Below are 21,383 nucleotides of genomic sequence, written 5' to 3'. Positions count from 1 at the left end.
GCGTAGTGGGCTCAGACGACAGTTGCGTGACAGCAGTCCTACCACGTCTCGCGCATCACCATCAGGCGCAGCTCGGTCATGTCCTCGATCGCGTAGCGCACGCCTTCACGCCCCAACCCGGAATCCTTCACGCCGCCGTACGGCATGTTGTCGACCCGGAACGACGGCACGTCGTTGATCACCACGCCGCCCACGTCGAGTTCGTCCCACGCGCGATGCGCATGCGCGAGCGAATCCGTGAACACGCCCGCCTGCAGGCCGAAGTCGCTGTCGTTGACGGTCGCGAGCGCGGCGTCGAAATCGTCGAAGCGCTCCAGAATCGCCACCGGCCCGAACGCTTCCTTGCGATACAGATCGGTGTCGCGTTTCACGCCTTCGAGCAGCGTGGCCTCGAACATCGCACCCTCGACCTTGCCGCCGGCAATGATTTTCGCGCCTGCCTGCACCGCGCTTTCCATCCAGCCGGCGAGGCGTTTGGATTCCGATTCGGAGATCATCGGCCCGACGAAGGTCTTTTCGTCTTTCGGATCGCCCATCACGAGCGATTTGGTCTTGGCAATGAGCTTCTCGCGCAAGGCGTCATACAAACTGGCGTGGACGAGAATCCGCTGCACGCCGATGCAGCTCTGCCCCGACTGATAGAACGCGCCGAATGCGAGCCGGTCGACCACATAGTCGAGCTTTCCGCCCTGATCGCCGTCGACGATCGCAGCCGCGTTGCCGCCCAATTCCAGAATCACCTTTTTCTTGCCCGCCTTCTTCTTCAAATCCCAGCCCACCGCGGGCGAGCCGGTGAAGGACAGCAATTTGAAGCGCTCGTCGGTGGTGAAGAGATCGGCGCCGTCGCGATGCGCGGGCAGAATCGAGAATGCGCCTTTGGGCAGATCGGTTTCCGCCAGAATCTCGCCCATGATGAGCGCGCCGACCGGCGTGCGGCTCGCCGGCTTCAACACGAACGGCACACCTGCCGCGATAGCCGGCGCGACCTTGTGCGCGGTCAGGTTCAGCGGAAAGTTGAACGGCGAAATAAACGAGCAAGGGCCGATCGGCACCCGCTTCACATAGCCGTGGTAGCCCTTGGCGCGCGGCGAAATCTGCAGATTGACGATCTCGCCGTCGATGCGCACCGACTCCTCCGCGGCCACCTTGAACGTATCGATCAGGCGCGTGACCTCGCCTTTCGAGTCGTTGATCGGCTTGCCGGCCTCGATGCACAGCGCGAGCGCCAGTTCGTCGTAGCGCTCGCGAAAGCGCTTCACGCAATGTTCGAGCACCGCCTGGCGTTTGAACGGCGGAAAAGCGCGCAGCGCGGGCATGGCCTCGACGGCGTGGCCGATCGCTTTGTCGATCGCGGCGGCGTCGGCCATCGCCACGCGGGTGGCGACTTCGCCGCTGAATTTATCGGTGACTTCGAGATCGGTGTTGGCGGCCACCGCAACGTTGGCGAGATAGTAAGGGTAGGTCTTGTTCAACATGACGCGTCTCCTTGATCCGATACCTGTAGAAGCAAGACTGCCAGCAAGGGGCATGCCCCTTGGCTGCTCATTGGCTGCTCATTGGCTGCTCACTTGCCACTTGTGTGCCGTTCGCGTGCCGCGCACTAGCCGCGCCCATTTTCCGCTCGCCTGTCAGTCGCCGGTGAAGCCACCCGCCGTTCATAGTTGCGCCGACAGCCGCTTGATCTCGCGATTCAGCACGCGCTCGTTGTCGGAATAGTCGATCGGCAGATCGATCACATGTACGCCCGGCGTCACGAAACATTCGCGCAGCAGCGGCGCGAACTCCGCCGCCGATTCGATACGGTGACCCTTTGCCCCATAGCTCTGCGCATACGCGACGAAATCCGGGTTGCTCAGCGTCATGCCGTAATCGGGGAAGTTCATGTTTTCCTGCTTCCAGCGGATCATGCCGAACGCGTCGTCGCGCAAGATCAGAATCACCAGATCCAGCCTCAGACGCACCGCCGTTTCCAGTTCCTGCGAATTCATCATGAAACCGCCGTCGCCGCACACGGCCATGACCTTGCGGTCCGGATGCACGATCTTGGTGGCGATCGCGGACGGCAGCCCCGCGCCCATCGAAGCCAACGCGTTGTCGAGCAGCAGTGAATTCGGTTCGTGCGCGCGGTAGTAGCGGGCGAACCAGATCTTGTACATGCCGTTGTCCAGACACACGATGCCGTCCACCGGCGTGGTCTCGTACACGTCGTTGACGATCCGCACCGGATACATGGGAAAACGATCGTCGTGCTGGCCTTTGATCAGATGCGCCTCGAAGTGCTCCTTGATTTCCTTGAAGCGCGTGAAGTCCCAGTGCTCCTGGCGCTCCTTGAGACTTTCCTTGAGTTGCCACACGGCGTTGGCGATATCGCCGACCACTTCGATCTGCGGGAAGTACACCGTGTCGACCTCGGCGCCGAGGAAGTTGACGTGAATCACTGTCTTCTCGCCGGCCTCGCCGCTGCGCATGAAAAACGGCGGCTTTTCGATCACGTCGTGACCGACATTGATGATGCAGTCCGCGTGGTCGATCGCGCGGTGCACGAAGTCGCCGTCGGAGAGTGTCGCGTTGCCGAGCCACATGGGATGCGATTCGTCGATCACGCCCTTGCCCATCTGCGTGGTGAAGAACGGAATGCCGATCTGGTCGACGAACTCGCGCAGCATCTTGGTGGTCGTCTTGCGATTGCCGCCCGCGCCGATCATCAATAACGGATGCTTCGCGCGGGTGATCGCCTCGACCGCGTGCGCCACGGCTTTTTCCTCGGCGATGGGACGGCGGCTGTAGCTCTTCGGAATCGGCTTGCCGTCGCCTTCTTCATGCGCGACGTCTTCCGGCAATTCGAGGTGAGTGGCGCCGGGCCGCTCTTCTTCCGCCTGACGCACCGCCTCGCGCACCGCCGCCGGGATATTGCTCACCGACACGATCTGCCGCGTGTATTTGGTCAGCGGTTCCATCATGCGCACTACGTCGACGATCTGAAAATGCCCTTGCTTGCTCGCCTTGATCGGTTTTTGCCCGGTGACCATCAGCATCGGCATGCCGCCCAGTTGCGCGTACGCGGCGGCAGTCACGAGGTTGGTCGCGCCCGGGCCGAGGGTCGCCAGGCACACGCCGATGCGCCCCGTGAGACGCCCGTAAGTGGCGGCCATAAAACCGGCCGCCTGTTCATGACGCGTGAGGATCAGACGGATTTTCGAGCGGCGCAGCGATTCGAGCAGATCGAGGTTTTCTTCACCGGGAATACCGAACACATACTCGACACCTTCGGCTTCCAGCGATTTGACGAACAGGTCCGATGCTTTCATTGAGGGTCTCGCTTGATGATACGGACGCGGGCCGCGACCCCTTGCCGGGGTCCGGAAACGGACGATCGAAAGACGACGACGGCCATGCGGACACCGCCCGGCATGGCTTGATGGCATAACGTGAGCGCGCTGCAGATGCCACGCCAGACAGCTTACTACTCGAACGGGAATGATGTGCGGCCGGCGGCCAATGCCGCGCGGCAGGAGCATGATGAGGCCATCAGCGGCGCAGTTGGGATAACCCGCCGCCGCATGCCTAGCGATTGATGGTGACGCAGTCCGACAGCATGGGTGGCGCGTTTTCGCCGTCCATGGCGTCGTACAGGTCGGCGCGCGGGCCCTTGGTCCACCATGTATAGCTGCCGGCCTGATATTTCGCGCCGGAGGCCGACATGGTGTTGACGAACAGCAGCGCTTTGCCCTTCACCGGCACGAGCGCGAAGCTCTGGCCGTTCGCCGTGTTCCAGTAGGTGACCTGCAGGATCTTGCCGGTCGCACAGGTGTATTTGTGGGTCTGACGGTTTTTCGCCTGAATCTCCGAAAACTGCAACGGCGCGGCACATGCAATGCCATATGACGCCGCGAGTCCCGCTGCCGTGGTTAACGCAACCAGCCATCTCTTCATGGGAAGCCTCGATCGTTGCTGCCAGTCAAACACGGGCGATGCCAGGCAAGCCCCAGGTATGCCGCGCCTCGTGGCTGCGGCTCAGGACAGTCGACGCGAATCGATCATGGATCGATCACGTCGGCGCACGCATCGGTCGGCGCGGCGGCCACGTGCCCGACGACCGGCACGATCTTCAAGCCGGCCGAAGCGATCCGGCACGGCGCGGCCGCGAGACCGCACCCCGTCAATCCGGCACATAGCGCAAACAGCACGCCGAGTGCGCCGAGACGGCCGGCCACCCCGCGCCGCGTGTTGTTGCCGATTTCCAGCGCCATACGTACCTCAACGTCGATGAGCTCGACGAGCCCAATCATTTCAGATTGTGCGCAGCGATTATGCCGGCCGCGCGAAACCAGCGGCGCGTGGGGGTTCGTCACAACCATGCCCAGTGCGCCCGCCGGCACTTACTTTGCCGACACCGGCCGCACCGCCGCCGCAGCCTGCTTCGCACGCGAGCGTGCTTCGTCGGTCGTGTCGCCCGTGGCGAGCGCCACGCCCATGCGGCGCTTGACGAAACTCTCCGGCTTGCCGAACAGGCGCAGATCCGAATTCGGCACCGCCAACGCCGCGGCGACACCTTCGAAGGCAATCCCGGTCTCGTCGAGGCCGCCGTAAATCACCGCCGACGCACCCGGCGCCCGCAGCGACGTATCCACCGGCAAACCGAGGATCGCGCGCGCGTGCAATTCGAATTCCGAAAAGCGCTGCGAGCACAGCGTGACGAGACCGGTATCGTGCGGACGCGGACTCACTTCCGAAAACCATACGTCATCGCCGCGCACGAAAAGTTCCACGCCGAACAGACCTCGCCCGCCGAGCGCGGCCGTGACCTTGTGCGCCACTTCACGCGAACGTTCGAGCGCGAGCGGGCTCATGGGCTGCGGCTGCCACGATTCGACGTAATCGCCCGCCACCTGCACGTGGCCGATCGGGTCGCAGAAATACGTGCTGACTTCACCGCTCGCCGGGTCGATGGCGCGCACAGTCAACTGCGTGATTTCGTATTCGAAGTCGATAAAGCCTTCAACGATCACGCGGCCGTGGTTCACCCGGCCGCCGGCCATGGCGTATTGCCATGCGGGTTCGACGTCGGCGTCGCTGCGCAGCACCGACTGCCCCTTGCCCGACGACGACATGACCGGCTTCACCACGCACGGATAGCCGACCTTGGCGATGCCCGCGCGCAATTCGTCGAGCGAGTCGGCGAAGGCGTACGGCGAGGTCGGCAGGCCGAGTTCCTCGGCGGCCAGACGGCGGATGCCTTCGCGGTTCATGGTGAGCTGCGTGGCGCGCGCCGTTGGGATCACTTCGGCGAGCGCGTCGGCCTCGATAGCGGCGAGTTCGTCGGTCGCGATCGCCTCGATCTCGGGGACGATCAGATGCGGGCGCTCCTGTTCGACCAGCGCGCGCAACGCGGCGCGATCCGTCATGTCGATCACGTGCGCGCGGTGCGCGACCTGGTGCCCCGGCGCGTTCGGGTAACGGTCGACGGCGATCACTTCGACGCCCAGCCGTTGCAACGCGATGATCACTTCCTTGCCGAGCTCGCCGGCGCCGAGCAGCATGACACGCGTGGCGGATTCAGAAAGAGGCGTGCCGATCCGTTGGCCGATCTGCATGAGGTCTCCAGATAAAAGTCGGATGAGGGTGGGATTGGGTAGAGCACGATGTTAACATGCGGGCCCCTCGCCGCACCTTGCTCGCGGCGGCCACATCCTGATCCGCGCGTGACGGGCAACGACTGCGCACGACTTGCGCACAACGGCGGCGTACAAGGCCGCCACGACGCGCTGAATAAGCTCGTGGCACGCCAATGCTCTCGCGTGCGGCGAGCTTAGTGCGTTACCCTTACGCCTTCGCCAGTTTGAAGAGGAACGACGCAATGCTCCAAAGCTCCTCCGCGCGACGTGTTGCGCGCTTTACCCCGTATTTCAACCCGTATCTGCGCACCGCCATCGCCGCGTTGAGCGTCGCCGCGCTGTTGAGCGCCTGCGCGATCCCGAAACATCCCGACTCGGAGGCAGCCGCGCCCGACCCCTTCAACCCCGCCGCCGCGCAATTGCTCGACGACACCAGCTGGGTGCTGAGCGCCTGGAAACAGGCTGACGGCACCGCACGCGCGATTCCGTCCGCGAACCAGGGCGCGCCGATTACGCTCACGTTGTCCACCTCGACCGGTCAACGGCACGCCAGCGGCTTTTCCGGTTGCAACCGCTATATGGGCTCGTATGCGCTGAAAGACGGCAAGCTGAGCTTCGGCACGCTGGGCGGCACGCGCATGGCGTGCATGACGCCGGGCGGACAGATCGAGGGCGCGTATCTCAATGCGCTGACGCATATCGATCGCACCGGCGTGCAGATGCGCGCGCCGCAGCAGATGCAACTGGTGCTCGACAACGGCGACACGCTGACCTTCGACAGCAGCACGAAATGAGCGGGGCGCGGATCACCGGACGAGAGCAAGGCACGCTGACTGGCCAACCGGCCTGCGGCGCGCGCCACGGTCGGAACGGTCCGCATGAAGGGTGAAGGCTGTCCCGACAGCCGTTGTTTTTCACCGACGGCAGGCCGCGCGCCGGTCTGCTTTCCAATGGGACGCAAGCATACTTGCGTCTGCCTTCGAAGCGTCGGGCTTCGCCGGTTTAAACTCGACGGATTGCGTTTGCGCGCGTCCGTCATTCGTTGATGTCTAGTATGCAAACGGTAGTTTTCGGCTGGTTCGGCGGGTCAGCCGTCTGGTTCATTCCTCTTGTGTGGCGTCTCGTGAAGTCCGCGCTGCCGGGCGGCGCAGGCTTGCGCGGCCCCGGCACGATCCGGCTTTGGCTCGGCTTCGTCTGCGTGCTGGTGGCGAGCTGCACACTCGAGGCGTCGCTGATCGGCATGGCCGGTGTGAATGGCTTCGGCCATGCGCTGGCCGCGCGCTTCGGTCATCTGCTCGGGCATATCGGCACGCCCTTGGCGGCGCTCGCGCTGCTGCTGATCAGCCTGCCCTGGCTAATCGACTTCCGCTGGCGCGACTTCGCCGCATGGGCCGACGGCGCGTTCGGCCTCGGCCTGTCGCGCGGCCTCGCCAAACGCGACGAGGAAGCACGTCGTCATCGCAGTATCGACGACGGCTTGCCGTCGCACGTTTCGCCGGCCACCAATACGATGGCGCCGAAAACCAATGGACGTTACGCGCGTCCGACGGTGTGGCGGCCGCCGGCGCGCGGGCGCGACGCGGCCGCGGGCGCCGCTGCGGCTGCCGCGGGCAAGGATGCGTCGGCGCGTGGCGCCGGCGCGAGCTGGCGCAGCGGGGCGGCGGCGCCGCGCGGTCAGGCGCAGTCCGAGCCGGTGCTGCGCACGGGCGCAGCGACGACACCGCCGCGCCATGTACCGATGCAAACGCAATCACTCAACCCGGACAAAGCCGCGTGGATGCCGGCCGAGCCGGTCGCACCGACCGGTTGGTTGCGCGACTCCGGATCACGCATGGCTGCGCCGGCGGCGGATTCGGTCGCAGGATCGGGTGCATCCGGTGCCGCGGCTCGCGACGGCGCATCGCAGGTTGGACGTCGATCGGCTGGCGAGCAGCGGGCCGTCGGATCGTCAGGGTTCGGTGCCGGCCTCGCGGCAGGTGCGGCTGCGGCCGGTGCAGTGGGTACAGTGGGTGCAACTTCGGCAGCCGCGACAGGCACTGCGAGTGCGGCACGTACTGTGGGTGGTGCAGCTGCGGCGGGCGCGGCAGGTGCCGCGGGCCGCGCGGCTGTGCCAACCAGAGTGGCTCAGACAGCGACGCACGCGACGGCAACGGCGCGCGGCGTCCCCGGCGCGGCCTCGCACTCGACTGCGGGGTCCGTGGGCAACGCAACCACTGGCGCGGGTCGTCCGTCGGTGGCGGCCCAAGGCACGTCTGCCCCGGCGGCTTCGGTCAATCGCGCCGCGGCGCCCCGGCAGGCTTTCCCGGCCGCCCCGCGTTCGGGCGACGACATGCCGGCGTCGGCGACGCGCCGGGCGCCGCCCAGCTTCACGCGGCCTATGCCCACGACGCAGAAAGTCACGCCACCCCCGAGTGTGCAGGAGACGCTTCGCAGCATCGCTGAAAACGCCGCCCGCTGGACCGATCTTGCCGGGGTGAGCCTCGCGCGCAGCAGCAGCGCGGACTCCCCGAAAGTCATGAGCGCGCCGGACGCGTTGGAGTCGTTCGAGGTTCGGCCATCGGGCGGGGATGTGGCGCGAACGGAGGTACTCGAGGCGCCTTTGACGCCGGACGAGGCTGTGCCTTCGTTCGACGTTGTGGAAAGTGCATCGGCTGACGACTCGGTAAAAGCGCCGATCGAAACGACGCGCACGGAAACCGCGAACGAAATGCCGCTGGAGGTCAGCCACGAGCCCGTCGTGCAATGGCCGATCGAGCCACCGATCATTCAACCGCCGTTGACGGCGGCGCCCGTAGTCGAGCCTGTGTTTGCGCCTGCGCCTGCGCCTGCGCCTGCGTCGCAGTATGTGCCGTCGGTTGCTACACCTACGCCGTTTCAGATCTTCGCGGCGCAGTTGCAAGCCAGCGACGCTCACGCGGACGAACCGCCGCTCGAAGACGATTCAGCGCATCTGGCACCTCACGCCGACAGCCACGCGAGCCCGACAGCTGAAGTCGCGCAAACGCCTAGCCAGCCGGCGGATCGTTCAGAAGTCATCGCATCTGAGGTTGCCGGGCAGCCGACTACATCCGCGGCCACCGAACACGTTAAAGCAGCCGCACCGGCCATCGAGCCGCCATCCGCTGTGCCGGCGTATGCCCCGGTCGCTTCCGTCGTGTTCGATAAAACCCTCGCGCCTTGGGAAGCCGAACTCGATGCCGTCCTGGCGCAACACGCGGCTTCGTCGTCGAGCGGGCCGGCAGTCGCTAGCGTTGCCGCGTCGAGTGAAGCCGTGGCGACGCATGACGTCGTGCCGTCGCTGAGCGGAGCGCGCCTTGACGAATCCGCCGCGCCGGTCCAAATGGAGGCAGTGGACTCCCCTGCTCTGCCGGACGCGACCCAGGCATCGGACGCGTCAACCAGCACGCACGCTGCAAACATAACCGCAGCAATGCCGCCACTCAACGTAGCGTCGCATGCGTCGGAATCGCCGACCATCGAACACGTTGCAAACGCATCGGCCGCAAGGCTGCCGCAAAGCATCGTGCCGCATGCGTCGAACTCGCCAACCACCGAGCACGTTGCAAACGCTTCGGCCGCAGTGCCACCGCAAAGCATCGTGCCGCACGCGTCGGAATCGCCGGCCACCGCATACGCCGACAACACAGTAGCCGCAGAGCCGCCACCCACCATCGTGGCTCAGGCATCGAACGTGGTTCGCTTTCCGGGCTTCGCGGTTCACGCCGCGCCTGTGGCATCCGATGTCGTTGCCGACGAACCGGTCGCCGTGGAAGACCGCGTCAACGAGGCCACCTTGGCGCCGGCAGCATCCGCACCGCTCGCGGCAGCACCGCTCGACGTAATCCCACTCGACGCAACAACCCCCGCTGCACCGACCACAACCGCGCCCCCATCCACCGGGGCCGCCGAACCCGCCGTCCAACGCCCGCCGCTGCGCGGCCACAGCCCCACCAACGGCTTCGAGTTCCGCGCACCCGCGGCATCGAAGGTCGAACTGCCCACGCTCGACCTGCTCGCGCCCGCGGACATCGACGTCGAACCGGTCTCCGAAGAAAAGCTCATCGAAACCGGCCTGCTGATCGAACAGCGTCTGCAGGAATTCAAGGTGCCGGTGACCGTTGTCGGCGCGTCGGCCGGGCCGGTCATCACGCGCTTCGAAGTGGAACCGGCGCTTGGCGTGCGCGGCAGTCAGATCGTCGGCTTGATGAAGGATCTGTCACGTGGCCTCGGCCTCACATCCATCCGCGTGGTCGAGACGATTCCCGGCAAGACCTGCATGGGTCTGGAATTGCCGAACGCCAAGCGCCAGACCATCCGCCTGTCCGAAATTCTCGAAGCCAGCGTCTATCAGAACTCGCATTCGCAGTTGACGCTCGCCATGGGCAAGGACATCACCGGCCATCCGGTGGTCGCCGATCTGGCGAAGGCGCCGCACATGCTGGTCGCGGGCACGACCGGTTCGGGCAAGTCGGTGGCGATCAACGCGATGATCTGCTCGTTGCTCTTCAAGGCGACGCCCGAGGAAGTACGCCTCATCATGATCGATCCGAAGATGCTGGAGCTATCGGTCTACGAAGGCATTCCGCATCTGCTCGCGCCGGTCGTCACCGACATGAAGCTGGCCGCCAACGCGCTGAACTGGTGCGTCGGCGAAATGGAAAAGCGCTACCGCCTGATGTCCGCGGTCGGCGTGCGCAATCTGGCCGGTTTCAACCAGAAAATCCGCGACACCGAAGCCAAGGGCAAGAAGCTCGGCAACCCGTTCTCGCTGACACCGGAAGCGCCCGAACCGCTCGCGCCGCTGCCGCTGATCGTGGTCGTGATCGACGAGCTGGCCGACCTGATGATGGTGGCCGGCAAGAAGATTGAAGAGCTGATCGCGCGGCTCGCGCAGAAGGCGCGCGCCGCCGGCATCCACCTGATCCTGGCGACGCAGCGTCCTTCGGTCGACGTGATCACCGGCCTCATCAAGGCGAACATTCCGACGCGCGTGGCGTTCCAGGTATCGTCGAAGATCGACTCGCGCACGATTCTCGATCAGATGGGTGCCGAGTCGCTGCTGGGCCAGGGCGACATGCTGTTTCTGCCGCCCGGCACGGGCTACCCGCAACGGGTACACGGCGCGTTCGTCGCCGACGAGGAAGTGCATCGGATCGTCGAGTATCTGAAGCAGTTCGGCGAACCGCAGTACGAAGAAGGCATTCTCGACGGCCCGGCCACCGAGGGCGGCGCAGCGCAAGACCTGTTCGGCGAATCGCCGGACGCGGAGGCCGATCCCCTCTACGACGAGGCGGTCGCCTTCGTGGTGCGCACGCGGCGCGCGTCGATCTCCTCGGTGCAGCGCCAGTTGCGCATCGGTTATAACCGCGCGGCGCGTCTCGTCGAACAGATGGAAACGGCGGGCCTCGTGTCCGCCATGGGCATCAACGGTAGCCGTGAAGTGCTGGCGCCTGGGCCGGCGGAGTGAGCCACTATCGCGGGGCATCACTCGCACAAAGCCAACCGCAAAAAATGCGGCCGCTTGTTGTTCAAGCGGCCGCATTTTTCATTCAGCGCGCATAGTCAAATCACACGCTTCGTCATCGCTTACGACGGCGAGACCAGTTTGAAATCCACCGGCGATCCAAGCTCGAAGTGCTTCGGATTCGCTTCGAGCAAACCGCTCTGTTGATCGCGTTTGAACACATACACGGTATCGCTATTCTGATTGCCGACGATCAGCCAGTTGCCGGTCGGATCGATCGCGAATTCGCGCGGCGATTTGCCGAGGCTCGATTGATGCCCGATCTTCTTGAGATGCCCGTTGGTCGGGTCCACCGAAAAGATCACGATCTCGTTCGCGTCGCCGCGATTGGTGGCGTACAGAAAGCGCCCGTCCGGCGACAGATGAATCGCCGCCGCGCCTACCGCGCCCTTGAAGCCCGGCTCGGTCAGCGGCACGGTCTGCACCTGCGTGAGTTTGCCGCCGTCGTAATTGAACGTGCTGACCGTGGCGGCCAGTTCGCTGGTCAGATACGCGTGCTTGCCGTCCGCGCCGAACACCAGATGGCGCGGCCCCGTACCCGCTTTCTCCTGGGTGTAGCGCCAGTCGGTCGGGCCGAACAGGCCGCGGCTGCCATCAGGTGTGTAGCGGTACGAGTACAGCTTGTCCGCGCCGAGATCCTGCGCGAACAGATAGTGGCCGTCCGGCGAGAACACGGTGGAGTGAACGTGCGAATTGTCCTGGCGGCCCTTCACCGGACCACCGCCTTCGTGATGCACCGTGAGCACAGACGCGCCGACCTGGCCGTCGGCCTGCAACGGAAACACGGCGAAACTGCCGCCCGGATCGGCTGCCACTGAGTAGTTCGCGGTCAGCAGATATTTGCCGTCCGGCGAGAGGCTCAGATAGCACGGATCATTGCCGTCCGCCGACACCTTGTTGAGGAACGTCAGCTGGCCGCTCGCGGCGTCGAATCGAAACGCGCTGATGCCGCCGCGCTGGGAGGCCGGGCCATTGTCACCGGGCAGTTCGTTGACCGCGTAGACGAAACGGCGGTCGCGGCTCACCACGAGATACGACGGATTGACCGTCGGCGCGACCGAGACGCGCGTCGCTTCGCCCGTCTTCGTGTCGAAGCGATAGACGTACAAGCCTTCACTCCTGGCGCCGGTGTACGTGCCGACCAGCATGTCGTAGACACCGTCGGCGGGAACCGGGCCGGAATCTTGCGCAAACGCGTGCGAAGCAACAATCGAGACCATGAGCGCGAAACCTTTTATTATCGAGCGGGCGGAGCGCGACGGAGCAGCTTGCCCCGCGCGTTGTGAAATGCCATCAACAGCAGGCAGGTGAGAACCTGCAACGGCACGCGTCGCGGCCCGGTGACGACGAAGCATATGACCTCCTGTTCATTCGTTATTGGGTTGAACCGGTTGTAAGAGTGTCTCTGGTCTGCCGCGCCATCGGTCGAGCGTTGTTCTTATCGAAAGAAGTATAAAAGCGTTGTGTCGGATCATGCTGTTAATGCGGCTGGCGGTATCCAGTGGAACCGAGAGCCGCAGCATGGGTAACCATTGTCCCGCCTGACGGGGCATTTTTTCAATCGCGTCTCACTCTACGGAGTCTTCATGAACGTCACACTCAGTTTGGGCCCGCTGGTTTCGTTGATCGCCGGTATTCTGATTCTCGTCATGCCGCGCCTGTTGAACTACATCGTCGCGCTCTATCTGATCATCATCGGCATCATTGGGATCTTCGGCGTGGGGTCTTCGCACTTCTGAGGCCGGGCGGCACCCGCTGCGCATGCATGAGACGCACGACCGGGCGCAGTCACGGCCCGGTGCCGTTCCGCTTCGCGTGCGCACACAAGGCGTGACGCAACGCCACGTACGCGGGGGACGTGAAAACGAGGGAAGCGATAAAACGCGGCGGCGCGGCGAAGCGGTGTACCCTCGCCGCAAGCGCGATCAGATTGCGGTTACTGCGGCGCGCCGACCAAGAAGGCCTGCGGTCAGCCGTTCGAAAGCTGGTCGAGGCGCAGACGTCCCTGCAACGAAAGAGCGCCCACGGCATAATTGCCATCGCCTTCCTGATAACGCCGGAAGCAGGCCCGTTCGACCAGAAAGGCGGCGGCGGCCAGCATGCCGTTGCGGCTCAGGCCCAGCCGGCCGTGATCGAGCGGCAACAACGAATCGTCGGCAAGCTCGCTGGCGGCCGAGAGAATCGTAATGCAATCGGATTTCGACGGGTTCGGCATAGCTTTGGTCCTCGGAAACGGCGTCTGTATGCGCCATGGGCGGGGCCGGTCCATCATCCGGAATGCTCCGGGCGTCGGCATGAAATCTGATTGTAGGCATTCGTTTGACAGATTACCAACTCGCGTTTCGCGGCAATGTGCGGTGAACCAAAGCGCATCGCGCGAGTCGGGTAACAACAACGACACGCGCGGCGCTCCTTGCCGCGCGCCATACTGACTCCGCTCCTCATGCCCGCACACATCGAAGACTATGCGCTCGTCGGCGACGGCCACACGGCCGCGCTCATCTCCCGCGAAGGTTCCGTCGACTGGCTCTGCTGGCCGCGCTTCGATTCCGGCGCCTGCTTCGCCGCCCTGCTCGGCACGCCTGCCAACGGACGCTGGCTGATCTCGCCGGTCTCGGACACGCCGCCCACCGTCACCCGCCGCTATCGCGGCGAAACACTGATTCTCGAAACCCATTTCGAGACGCCCGAGGGCGCCGTCACGCTGGTCGATTTCATGCCGCCGGGCAATGGCTGGTCGGAACTGGTGCGGATCGTCGTCGGCCAACGCGGCACGGTGCGCATGAAGATGGAACTCGTGCTGCGCTTCGATTATGGTTTCTCGATTCCGTGGGTCGACCGCCTCAAGCACGACAGCGGCATCAAGGCGATCGTCGGGCCCGATACCGCCGTGTTGCGCACACCGGTCGCGTTGCGCGGCGAAGACATGAAGACGGTCGCCGAATTCACCGTCAGCGAAGGCGAGCGGGTGCCGTTCTCACTGGCTTATTCGCCCTCGCATCTACGCATTCCGCCGGCGCGCGACCCGCATACGTCGCTTGCGCGCACCGAGAACCACTGGCTCGAATGGTCGGCGCGCAGCACGGTCGAAGGACGCTGGGCCGAGCCGATCCGCCGCTCGCTGATCACGCTCAAGGCGCTCGCCTACGAGCCGACCGGCGGTATCGTCGCCGCGCCCACGACTTCGCTGCCGGAGCAGCTCGGCGGCACCCGCAACTGGGACTACCGCTATTGCTGGCTACGCGACGCCACGATCACGCTGCTCGCCATGATGCGCGGCGGCTACTTCGACGAAGCCCGCGCGTGGCGCTCCTGGCTTGGCCGCGTCATGGCCGGGGCGCCGGATCAGTTGCAGATCATGTATGGCATCGCGGGCGAGCGGCGTTTGCCCGAGTTCGAACTCGACTGGCTGCCGGGCTATCAGGACGCGAAGCCGGTGCGGGTCGGCAATAACGCGGTCGGCCAACGCCAGCTCGACGTCTATGGCGAAGTGATGAACGCGCTGCATCTCGCGCGGGTCGGCGGCCTGCAGGCGGACGACACGGCGTGGAACGTGCAGCGCGCGCTGCTCTCCCACCTAGACACGATCTGGCGGGAACCCGACGAAGGCATCTGGGAAACGCGCGGCGGCCGCCAGCATTTCACCTTCTCGAAGGTGATGGCATGGGTCGCCTACGACCGTGCCATCCGCTCGGCGGAAATGTTCAAGCTCGACGGCCCGCTCGACGAATGGCGCGCCACCCGCGAGCAAATCCATGCGGAAGTCTGCGAAAAGGCATGGAATCCCGCGCTTAACGCGTTTTCGCAGTCCTACGGCACCGACCAGCTCGATGCGAGCGTGCTGTTGATGCCGCTGGTGGGCTTTCTGCGGCCGCAAGATCCGCGCGTCAAAGGCACCGTGGCGGCCATCGAGAAGGACTTGATGCATGACGGTTTCGTGATGCGCTATCGCACCACCGAATACGACGACGGCCTGCCGCCGGGAGAAGGCACGTTTCTCGCGTGTTCGTTCTGGATGGTGGACAACCTCGCGCTGCAAGGCCGCCTCGACGAAGCGATCGCCATGTACGAACGGCTGCTCGCGCTCTGCAACGATGTGGGTTTGCTCGCGGAAGAGTACGATCCGGGTGCGCAGCGCCTGGTGGGCAACTTTCCGCAGGCGTTTTCGCATGTGGCCCTCGTGCATACCGGCCTGAACCTGATGAAGCACGAACAGGCGATGGCGCAGGCGACAGGGCAACCTCCCCATAACGGCACAGGAGAGACAGAACTTGATGTTGCGGCAAGCCCCGATAGCGGCACGGCAACATCGCCAGTAGCATGATTTAATGACAGTTTGCGTGGCAGCCGCACGCGAATTGCTGCATTGCACAATTGCGCTTAGTTCGATATGATCGATCAGACTGTCGGCCGAAAAACAATGTGCCCACAAACAAATTGGCCTGCCGCAACGCCATGCGCGTGTTTGCGAAGCCCCATGCGAACCGCTTAAAACGGAGCACCCATGCTCTACCAATTGCACGAATTCCAGCGGGCTATGTTGAGCCCCCTCACCGCCTGGGCTCAGGCCGCGTCCAAATCCTTCGCGAATCCCGCCAGCCCCTTGGCCTATGTGCCGGGCGCCACGCGCCTCTCCGCCGGGTATGAATTACTCTACCGGCTGGGTAAAGATTACGAAAAACCCGAGTTCAATCTTCATCAGATTGTGAAAGATGGTCACAACATCCCGATCATCGAGCAGACGATCATCGAGAAGCCGTTTTGCCGCCTGATGCGCTTCAAGCGTTTCGCGGATGACAGCGACGCTGTTATCCAATTGAAAGATGAGCCGGTCGTGCTGGTATGCGCACCGTTGTCAGGGCACCACGCCACGCTGCTGCGCGACACCGTGCGCACGTTGCTGCAAGACCACAAGGTTTACCTGACCGACTGGATCGACGCGCGCATGGTGCCGCTCGAGGCCGGCGAGTTTCATCTGGACGATTACGTCGCCTACATTCAGGAATTCATCCGCCACATCGGCGCGAAGAATCTGCATGTGATCTCGGTGTGTCAGCCGACCGTACCCGTGCTCGCCGCCATTTCGCTGCTGGCGAGCCGCGGCGAGGATACGCCGCGCACCATGACCATGATGGGTGGCCCGATCGACGCGCGCAAGAGCCCGACGTCGGTCAACTCGCTTGCCACGCAGCATTCGTATGAATGGTTCGAGAACAACGTGATCTTCACGGTCCCGCCGAATTATCCGGGCGTGGGCCGCAAGGTTTACCCGGGCTTTCTGCAGCACACCGGTTTTGTGGCAATGAATCCGGAACGTCACGCGGCGTCGCACTGGGACTTCTATCAAAGCCTGCTGCGCGGCGACGAAGACGACGCGGAAGCACACCGCCGCTTCTACGACGAGTACAACGCGGTGCTCGACATGGACGCGGACTACTATCTCGACACGATACGCGTGGTGTTCCAGGAGTTCAGCCTCGCCGAGGGCACGTGGGACGTCTCCGGCGAACGGGTGAAACCGCAGGACATCACGAAGACCGCGCTCTTCACGATTGAAGGCGAGCTCGACGATATTTCCGGCGACGGCCAGACCTATGCCGCGCACGAACTGTGTACGGGCATTCCGGAAGCAAACAAGCGTCACTTCACCGCGGAAAAGTGCGGCCACTACGGCATTTTCTCGGGACGCCGCTGGCGCACCATCATTTATCCGCAGTTGCGCGACTTCATCCTCGAGCACAACAAGGTGACGAAGGTCGCGAAGGAAAGAGTCGAAGCCTGAGCGGCGCACGCACAGCACGCGCATCACGCACAGTCAGTCGGCAACAACGGCCTCTTCGGAGGCCGTTGTCGTTTATGAGGATCCCGAAGCCTCCACCAGCGATTGGGGCTGCAGCCTACTTGCGCAACAGATACGCGAGCAGCAACTCGGTGTTCATCTGAATCACTTCACTGCGCTCGCTTGCGCTGCTGAAATCGCGGCCGAGCGTGGCTTCGAGCGTGAAGCGATTCGACACGATGTAGTAGCCCATCCCGGACAGCGTGACATAGAAACGCAGCGGGTCGACATTGGTCCGAAACAGCCCCGCGCGTTGGCCACGCTCGAGAATGCCGCCAAGCGTGGCGACGATCGGCGAGATCATTTCGCGGATGCGCGTGGACTTCTGCATGTAGCGTGCTTCGTGCAGATTCTCGTTGTTGATGAGACGCAGTAACTCGGGATGATCGCGGTAGTAATCCCAAACAAAATGCGCAAGACGCGTAATGGCCTCCACCGGCGCGATGCCGTTGAGTTCGAGCGTGCGCTCCGCTTCATTGAGCGCGCTGAACGCGTGCTCGAGTACGGCAGTGAAAAGCTGCTCCTTGCTACCGAAGTAGTAATAGAGCATGCGTTCATTCGTTTCCGCGCGGCGGGCGATCTGATCGACGCGCGCGCCGAATAGCCCACCATTTGCAAACTCTTCGGCCGCCGCGAGCAGAATGCGGCGCCGTGTGCCTTCAGGATCTCTTTTGATTTTCGGCTGATTCATGGTGGCATCGTCTTCGTGAGCCGCGTTATCCGGATCGCGCCGCCGGCCTCTCCTCGGGCCTTGCACCGACAGCACTGAACGGGCTGGTTGGGGGAACACCCTTCTGCGGTCTTTCGAAAAAGCGCTTCGATTATGGCACATGGATTGCGGATGGCAATTGGGGAAATCGGCGATAATGTGCTATTTAGTTCAAGCTGTGCGGCCGCAAGCCAAAGCCCCACGTCGTGACCGTGACAGAAATCAAAACACTCGCAGATCGCATTGAAGATCTGCTCCCCCAGACGCAATGCACCAAGTGCGGTTACCCCGCATGCCGCCCCTATGCCGAAGCCGTGGCGAGCGGCGAGGCCAATTACAACCAGTGTCCGCCGGGTGGCGCCGAAGGCATCGCCCGGCTCGCCGCGTTGCTCGGCAAACCGGTGATTCCGCTCAATTCCGCCAATGGCGTCGAACGGCCGCGTCCGTTGGCGGTTATCGACGAACAAGTTTGCATCGGCTGCACGTTGTGCATGCAGGCGTGTCCAGTCGATGCAATAGTTGGCGCACCGAAACAGATGCATACGGTCATCGCAGAGCTTTGCACCGGCTGTGATCTGTGCGTGCCGCCCTGCCCGGTCGACTGTATCGCGCTGCCGCCCGTGACCGGCAACGCAACCGGTTGGGACGCGTGGAGCCAGGCCCAGGCCGACGCCGCGCGCGAACGCCATGACCGGCGTGAAGCGCGTCTCACCCGCGAACGCGAGGCGGCCGAGGCACGTGCTGCAGCGCGGCGCACAGGCAGCAGCGCCGCTCCTCAGGTTAGCGAAGCAACGCAAGCCGGCGCTGCGGTGACATCCTCCGCGCCTGCGGCGGAAGATGCCGATGCAAAGAAACGCGCGATCATCCAGGCCGCGCTCGAACGTGCCCGCAAGAAAAAGGAAGAATTGGCAGCCAAGGGCCAGGGTCCGCTGAACACCGAACAGGTGAGCGCCGACGTTCAGGCCCAGATCGACGCCGCCGAAGCACGCCGCCGCCGTCTCGGACTCGCCGGCGACGACACTGGCACACCGCCCGACAAGCGCTAACCGCACCTTCACGCCGAGCATGAACGCGAACAAACGCCGCGCCATCTACGAGACGCTTCAGAGTCTCAATCCGCATCCCACAACCGAACTCGAGTACACCACTCCGTTCGAACTGCTGATTGCCGTGCTGCTGTCCGCGCAGGCCACCGACGTGTCGGTCAACAAAGCCATGCGCAAGATGTTTCCGGTCGCGAACACGCCGCAGCAGGTTTTCGATCTCGGCGAAGAAGGCGTGGCCGGCTACATCAAGACCATTGGCCTCTATCGCACCAAGGCGAAGAACGTCATTGCCACCTGCCGTATTCTGCTCGACCAGTATGGCGGCGAAGTGCCCGAGGATCGCGAAGCGCTCGAAAGTCTGCCGGGCGTAGGCCGGAAAACGGCCAATGTGATTCTGAACACGGCGTTCGGTCATCCGACCATAGCCGTCGACACGCACATCTTTCGGGTTGCGAATCGAACCGGTCTTGCACCGGGCAAAGACGTTCGCGCAGTCGAGGCGGCATTGGAGAAATTCACCCCCGCCGAATTCAGGCAGGATGCGCACCACTGGCTGATCCTGCACGGCCGTTATGTCTGCAAGGCGCGCCGGCCGGAATGCTGGCATTGCGTGATCGAACCGCTGTGCGAGTTCCGTCCGAAAACACCGGCGCCGGACCTGTGAGCGTCGCCCTCCCGGTATGGCGGCACGGCGGCACGGGGCGCCCCAGCAGCCCGCGGCGCCGCGGCGTAAAATGACGGCCTGCCTCGTTGGCTTCATAGGCTGACGCTTCAACGACTTACGCTACACGCCCCAACTCCACGCACCGGTCCCACGATGTTCAATCCTAGCCGCGACGAAGTCCGTCTCTTCTTCACCGACACCTGGCGCAAGCAGCGTCAAGGCGAAATTCTCACGCCGCTGGAGGCAATCGCCGCCGACTGGATCGTCGAGCATCCCGAATATCACGCCGACCTGACCGACGGCGACGCCGCCCAGGCGCAGGACTACTCGCCCGAACGCGGCCAGACCAACCCGTTCCTGCATCTGTCGATGCATCTGGCCATCACCGAACAGTTGTCGATCGATCAGCCGCCCGGCATTCGCGCAGCGCACGAGCGGCTCGCCGCGCGCCTCGGCTCGACCCACGAGGCACAGCACGCCATCATGGACTGCCTCGGCGAAACCATCTGGGAAGCGCAGCGCACCGGCACGCCGCCGGACACGGACGCGTATCTTCAACGCATCGAGCGGCGCGCCACGCGCGACTGAGACCGGCGCCGAACGCGCAATACCGGACGCGCAACACCGCGCACACGAATCCCCCCTCCAAAAGCACAACACCCCGCCGAGGCGGGGTGTTGTTCAATCTAAAAGCCGCGCGCAAACCACGCGACTCGCTTACTTCTTCTGCACCAGATCGCCGTTCAGCGATTCGACATAGGCTGCGATGTCTTTCATGTCGCTTTGCGACAGGCTTTGCACCTGCGCCTGCATGATCGCGTTGTTGCGACCGAAGTGCGGGTTGCCGTTGCCCATCTGGTATTGGCGCAACGACCAGTACACGTAATCGGAATGTTGACCGGCGAGCTTCGGATATTCCGGGCTCACCGGCTTGTTCAGGTTCACGCCGTGGCAAGCCGCGCAGTTGTGGCTGTCCGCCAGCACCTTGCCGTTGCCGGCGTCCGCGGCGTGCGCGAGGTTCGCTGCAACCAGACCGATCACTGCCGCCGACGCGCATGCAGCCTTGAACACCGTGTGGAGTGCCTGTTGGGGCTTATTCATGAATTCTCCTATCCCGCGAATTTAATAGCTGAGTGACTGGATGGATGACCGCAGCCGATCACTTGTCGGGATTGCTTTTCGAAGAGGAATTTTGCGCTGCGTAGTAAGCAGCGATGTCGGCGATGTCCTGGTCCGACAGCGACGCGGTAATGGCGCGCATCGTTTCGAAATGGCGGTCGCCCTTCTTGTAGCCATGCAGGGCGTTTTCGAGGTACGCCTGATTCTGGCCGCCGAGCATCGGCACGCGGTAGACCTCAGGGTACGCCGTGCGGTATTCAGGGATGCCGTGGCAGCCGATACACATCGCGACCTTGCCTTGGCCCGCCTTAGCGTTGCCGACGACATCCGCTGCCTGCGCACTGGCCGCATAGCCCGCGAGCACCGACAGCGCTGCGATCACGACGTGTTTGCCAACGAATTTATTCATAGCATGTAACCTGGCTTGAGGGGAAACGGGCGACCAAAAGGCAACGGCCCGCGCCGTTATTCTTATAGGGTAGCCACGCAGGCCAAAAAAATCGGGCTAATTGTACCGCGACGCCGCGCCAAACGTCCACCGCGCGGGGCCGGCGGCCCATCCGGCAGGCGCAAAACCACGCCTAGCGCCGCTTTGCTCCGCCGCGCCTGATCGGCGCCGCGTGGCGGCCGCCTTCGCATGCCGAACCGGCGCACCAATTCGACACGGCATTCGCCGCCGCACCCACCCGATCCGCCCGGCGCGCCCGCCCACCGGGCCCGCCGGGCGAGCATCCGGGGCGCTCGCACGCGCCGCGCGCACCCTTGCTTCACGCTGCGACACCGCGGGTGACACCTTACGCGAGCCGGTTTCAAGCCAACAGGTCTTCTGACTTATACTGGGCTTTTTCCCCGAAAAAGAGCATCTCG

At 63.9% G+C, this 21,383-nt stretch carries 18 protein-coding genes; 8 read left to right on the top strand and 10 right to left on the bottom strand.

Annotated elements, in window-relative coordinates; genetic code table 11:
• Positions 1-38: 38 nt before the first annotated feature.
• From AC57B1_RS00990 to purT, 5 genes are all read right to left on the bottom strand, one after another.
• Entirely contained in the window at positions 39-1,475 is a 1,437-nt protein-coding gene (locus tag AC57B1_RS00990) for an aldehyde dehydrogenase family protein (protein WP_408345144.1), read from the bottom strand.
• A 180-nt stretch (positions 1,476-1,655) separates the two neighbouring features.
• A complete protein-coding gene (locus AC57B1_RS00985; protein WP_091796098.1) occupies positions 1,656-3,308 on the bottom strand; it encodes an acetolactate synthase large subunit in 1,653 nt (550 codons plus the stop codon).
• A 256-nt stretch (positions 3,309-3,564) separates the two neighbouring features.
• Complete coding sequence (locus tag AC57B1_RS00980) at positions 3,565-3,933, bottom strand: MliC family protein (protein ID WP_408345141.1); 369 nt, start codon at positions 3,931-3,933, stop codon at positions 3,565-3,567.
• 104 nt (positions 3,934-4,037) lie between these two features.
• Positions 4,038-4,250 carry a DUF6726 family protein gene (locus tag AC57B1_RS00975; protein WP_408183556.1) on the bottom strand — a complete coding sequence of 71 codons (213 nt, stop codon included), beginning with the start codon at positions 4,248-4,250 and terminating at the stop codon, positions 4,038-4,040.
• A 129-nt stretch (positions 4,251-4,379) separates the two neighbouring features.
• Positions 4,380-5,594 (bottom strand): formate-dependent phosphoribosylglycinamide formyltransferase, encoded by a 1,215-nt coding sequence (gene purT / locus AC57B1_RS00970; protein ID WP_408183356.1) that lies wholly within the window; start codon positions 5,592-5,594, stop codon positions 4,380-4,382.
• A gap of 263 nt (positions 5,595-5,857) precedes the next feature.
• Between purT and AC57B1_RS00965 the strand changes: the two genes are divergently transcribed.
• Both AC57B1_RS00965 and AC57B1_RS00960 read left to right on the top strand, forming a co-directional pair.
• On the top strand, positions 5,858-6,409 hold the full coding sequence (locus tag AC57B1_RS00965) for an META domain-containing protein (RefSeq protein ID WP_408345135.1): 552 nt from the start codon (positions 5,858-5,860) through the stop codon (positions 6,407-6,409).
• Between the two features lie 260 nt (positions 6,410-6,669).
• Positions 6,670-11,082: a DNA translocase FtsK gene (locus AC57B1_RS00960; protein ID WP_496416305.1), complete on the top strand. Its 4,413-nt coding sequence runs from the start codon at positions 6,670-6,672 to the stop codon at positions 11,080-11,082.
• A 119-nt stretch (positions 11,083-11,201) separates the two neighbouring features.
• Here the strand turns inward: AC57B1_RS00960 and AC57B1_RS00955 are convergent, their stop codons facing one another.
• Positions 11,202-12,494, bottom strand: a complete 1,293-nt coding sequence (locus AC57B1_RS00955; protein ID WP_408345132.1) for a lactonase family protein — start codon at positions 12,492-12,494, stop codon at positions 11,202-11,204.
• 231 nt (positions 12,495-12,725) lie between these two features.
• Between AC57B1_RS00955 and AC57B1_RS00950 the strand changes: the two genes are divergently transcribed.
• Positions 12,726-12,878, top strand: a complete 153-nt coding sequence (locus tag AC57B1_RS00950; RefSeq protein ID WP_007175701.1) for a DUF3096 domain-containing protein — start codon at positions 12,726-12,728, stop codon at positions 12,876-12,878.
• 230 nt (positions 12,879-13,108) lie between these two features.
• Here the strand turns inward: AC57B1_RS00950 and AC57B1_RS00945 are convergent, their stop codons facing one another.
• Positions 13,109-13,354: a hypothetical protein gene (locus AC57B1_RS00945; RefSeq protein WP_408297502.1), complete on the bottom strand. Its 246-nt coding sequence runs from the start codon at positions 13,352-13,354 to the stop codon at positions 13,109-13,111.
• 228 nt (positions 13,355-13,582) lie between these two features.
• Here AC57B1_RS00945 and AC57B1_RS00940 point away from each other — a divergent pair, with 228 nt between their 5' ends.
• Positions 13,583-15,463 carry a glycoside hydrolase family 15 protein gene (locus AC57B1_RS00940; RefSeq protein ID WP_496416304.1) on the top strand — a complete coding sequence of 627 codons (1,881 nt, stop codon included), beginning with the start codon at positions 13,583-13,585 and terminating at the stop codon, positions 15,461-15,463.
• Between the two features lie 180 nt (positions 15,464-15,643).
• On the top strand, positions 15,644-16,921 hold the full coding sequence (locus AC57B1_RS00935; protein WP_091796124.1) for a polyhydroxyalkanoate depolymerase: 1,278 nt from the start codon (positions 15,644-15,646) through the stop codon (positions 16,919-16,921).
• 115 nt (positions 16,922-17,036) lie between these two features.
• Here the strand turns inward: AC57B1_RS00935 and AC57B1_RS00930 are convergent, their stop codons facing one another.
• On the bottom strand, positions 17,037-17,669 hold the full coding sequence (locus AC57B1_RS00930; protein ID WP_012432273.1) for a TetR/AcrR family transcriptional regulator: 633 nt from the start codon (positions 17,667-17,669) through the stop codon (positions 17,037-17,039).
• Between the two features lie 224 nt (positions 17,670-17,893).
• On the opposite strand from AC57B1_RS00930, the gene rsxB reads away from it, so the two are divergent.
• The 3 genes from rsxB to AC57B1_RS00915 all read left to right on the top strand — a co-directional run bounded on the left by rsxB (position 17,894) and on the right by AC57B1_RS00915 (position 19,985).
• Positions 17,894-18,733, top strand: coding sequence for an electron transport complex subunit RsxB (gene rsxB, locus AC57B1_RS00925; RefSeq protein WP_496416303.1), 840 nt, complete (start codon positions 17,894-17,896; stop codon positions 18,731-18,733).
• A 19-nt stretch (positions 18,734-18,752) separates the two neighbouring features.
• Positions 18,753-19,397 (top strand): endonuclease III, encoded by a 645-nt coding sequence (gene nth / locus AC57B1_RS00920; RefSeq protein WP_091796126.1) that lies wholly within the window; start codon positions 18,753-18,755, stop codon positions 19,395-19,397.
• 153 nt (positions 19,398-19,550) lie between these two features.
• The gene (locus AC57B1_RS00915; RefSeq protein ID WP_035551992.1) at positions 19,551-19,985 is read left to right on the top strand and encodes a DUF1841 family protein; all 435 of its coding nucleotides are present in this window, start codon (positions 19,551-19,553) and stop codon (positions 19,983-19,985) included.
• A 129-nt stretch (positions 19,986-20,114) separates the two neighbouring features.
• Here the strand turns inward: AC57B1_RS00915 and AC57B1_RS00910 are convergent, their stop codons facing one another.
• Positions 20,115-20,498, bottom strand: a complete 384-nt coding sequence (locus tag AC57B1_RS00910) for a c-type cytochrome (protein ID WP_095420040.1) — start codon at positions 20,496-20,498, stop codon at positions 20,115-20,117.
• Between the two features lie 58 nt (positions 20,499-20,556).
• Entirely contained in the window at positions 20,557-20,925 is a 369-nt protein-coding gene (locus AC57B1_RS00905) for a c-type cytochrome (RefSeq protein ID WP_007175710.1), read from the bottom strand.
• Between the last annotated feature and the right edge of the window lie 458 nt (positions 20,926-21,383).

The sequence above is a fragment of the Paraburkholderia sp. BGA-UO-ETr-F21 genome (assembly GCF_059567925.1).
The sequence above is the reverse complement of the archived record's forward strand: the minus strand, read 5'-3'. Positions and strand labels throughout refer to the sequence as shown.

What these genes read in the sequence shown, in the direction of transcription:
- AC57B1_RS00905 (WP_007175710.1), bottom strand. Translation starts at nt 20,925, where the DNA reads ATGAATAAATTCGTTGGCAAACACGTCGTGATCGCAGCGCTGTCGGTG.
- AC57B1_RS00915 (WP_035551992.1), top strand. Translation starts at nt 19,551, where the DNA reads ATGTTCAATCCTAGCCGCGACGAAGTCCGTCTCTTCTTCACCGACACC.
- AC57B1_RS00990 (WP_408345144.1), bottom strand. Translation starts at nt 1,475, where the DNA reads ATGTTGAACAAGACCTACCCTTACTATCTCGCCAACGTTGCGGTGGCC.
- AC57B1_RS00950 (WP_007175701.1), top strand. Translation starts at nt 12,726, where the DNA reads ATGAACGTCACACTCAGTTTGGGCCCGCTGGTTTCGTTGATCGCCGGT.
- AC57B1_RS00980 (WP_408345141.1), bottom strand. Translation starts at nt 3,933, where the DNA reads ATGAAGAGATGGCTGGTTGCGTTAACCACGGCAGCGGGACTCGCGGCG.
- AC57B1_RS00985 (WP_091796098.1), bottom strand. Translation starts at nt 3,308, where the DNA reads ATGAAAGCATCGGACCTGTTCGTCAAATCGCTGGAAGCCGAAGGTGTC.
- AC57B1_RS00960 (WP_496416305.1), top strand. Translation starts at nt 6,670, where the DNA reads ATGCAAACGGTAGTTTTCGGCTGGTTCGGCGGGTCAGCCGTCTGGTTC.
- nth (WP_091796126.1), top strand. Translation starts at nt 18,753, where the DNA reads ATGAACGCGAACAAACGCCGCGCCATCTACGAGACGCTTCAGAGTCTC.
- AC57B1_RS00945 (WP_408297502.1), bottom strand. Translation starts at nt 13,354, where the DNA reads ATGCCGAACCCGTCGAAATCCGATTGCATTACGATTCTCTCGGCCGCC.
- AC57B1_RS00975 (WP_408183556.1), bottom strand. Translation starts at nt 4,250, where the DNA reads ATGGCGCTGGAAATCGGCAACAACACGCGGCGCGGGGTGGCCGGCCGT.
- AC57B1_RS00910 (WP_095420040.1), bottom strand. Translation starts at nt 20,498, where the DNA reads ATGAATAAGCCCCAACAGGCACTCCACACGGTGTTCAAGGCTGCATGC.
- purT (WP_408183356.1), bottom strand. Translation starts at nt 5,594, where the DNA reads ATGCAGATCGGCCAACGGATCGGCACGCCTCTTTCTGAATCCGCCACG.
- AC57B1_RS00965 (WP_408345135.1), top strand. Translation starts at nt 5,858, where the DNA reads ATGCTCCAAAGCTCCTCCGCGCGACGTGTTGCGCGCTTTACCCCGTAT.
- AC57B1_RS00955 (WP_408345132.1), bottom strand. Translation starts at nt 12,494, where the DNA reads ATGCTTCGTCGTCACCGGGCCGCGACGCGTGCCGTTGCAGGTTCTCAC.
- AC57B1_RS00930 (WP_012432273.1), bottom strand. Translation starts at nt 17,669, where the DNA reads ATGAATCAGCCGAAAATCAAAAGAGATCCTGAAGGCACACGGCGCCGC.
- AC57B1_RS00940 (WP_496416304.1), top strand. Translation starts at nt 13,583, where the DNA reads ATGCCCGCACACATCGAAGACTATGCGCTCGTCGGCGACGGCCACACG.
- AC57B1_RS00935 (WP_091796124.1), top strand. Translation starts at nt 15,644, where the DNA reads ATGCTCTACCAATTGCACGAATTCCAGCGGGCTATGTTGAGCCCCCTC.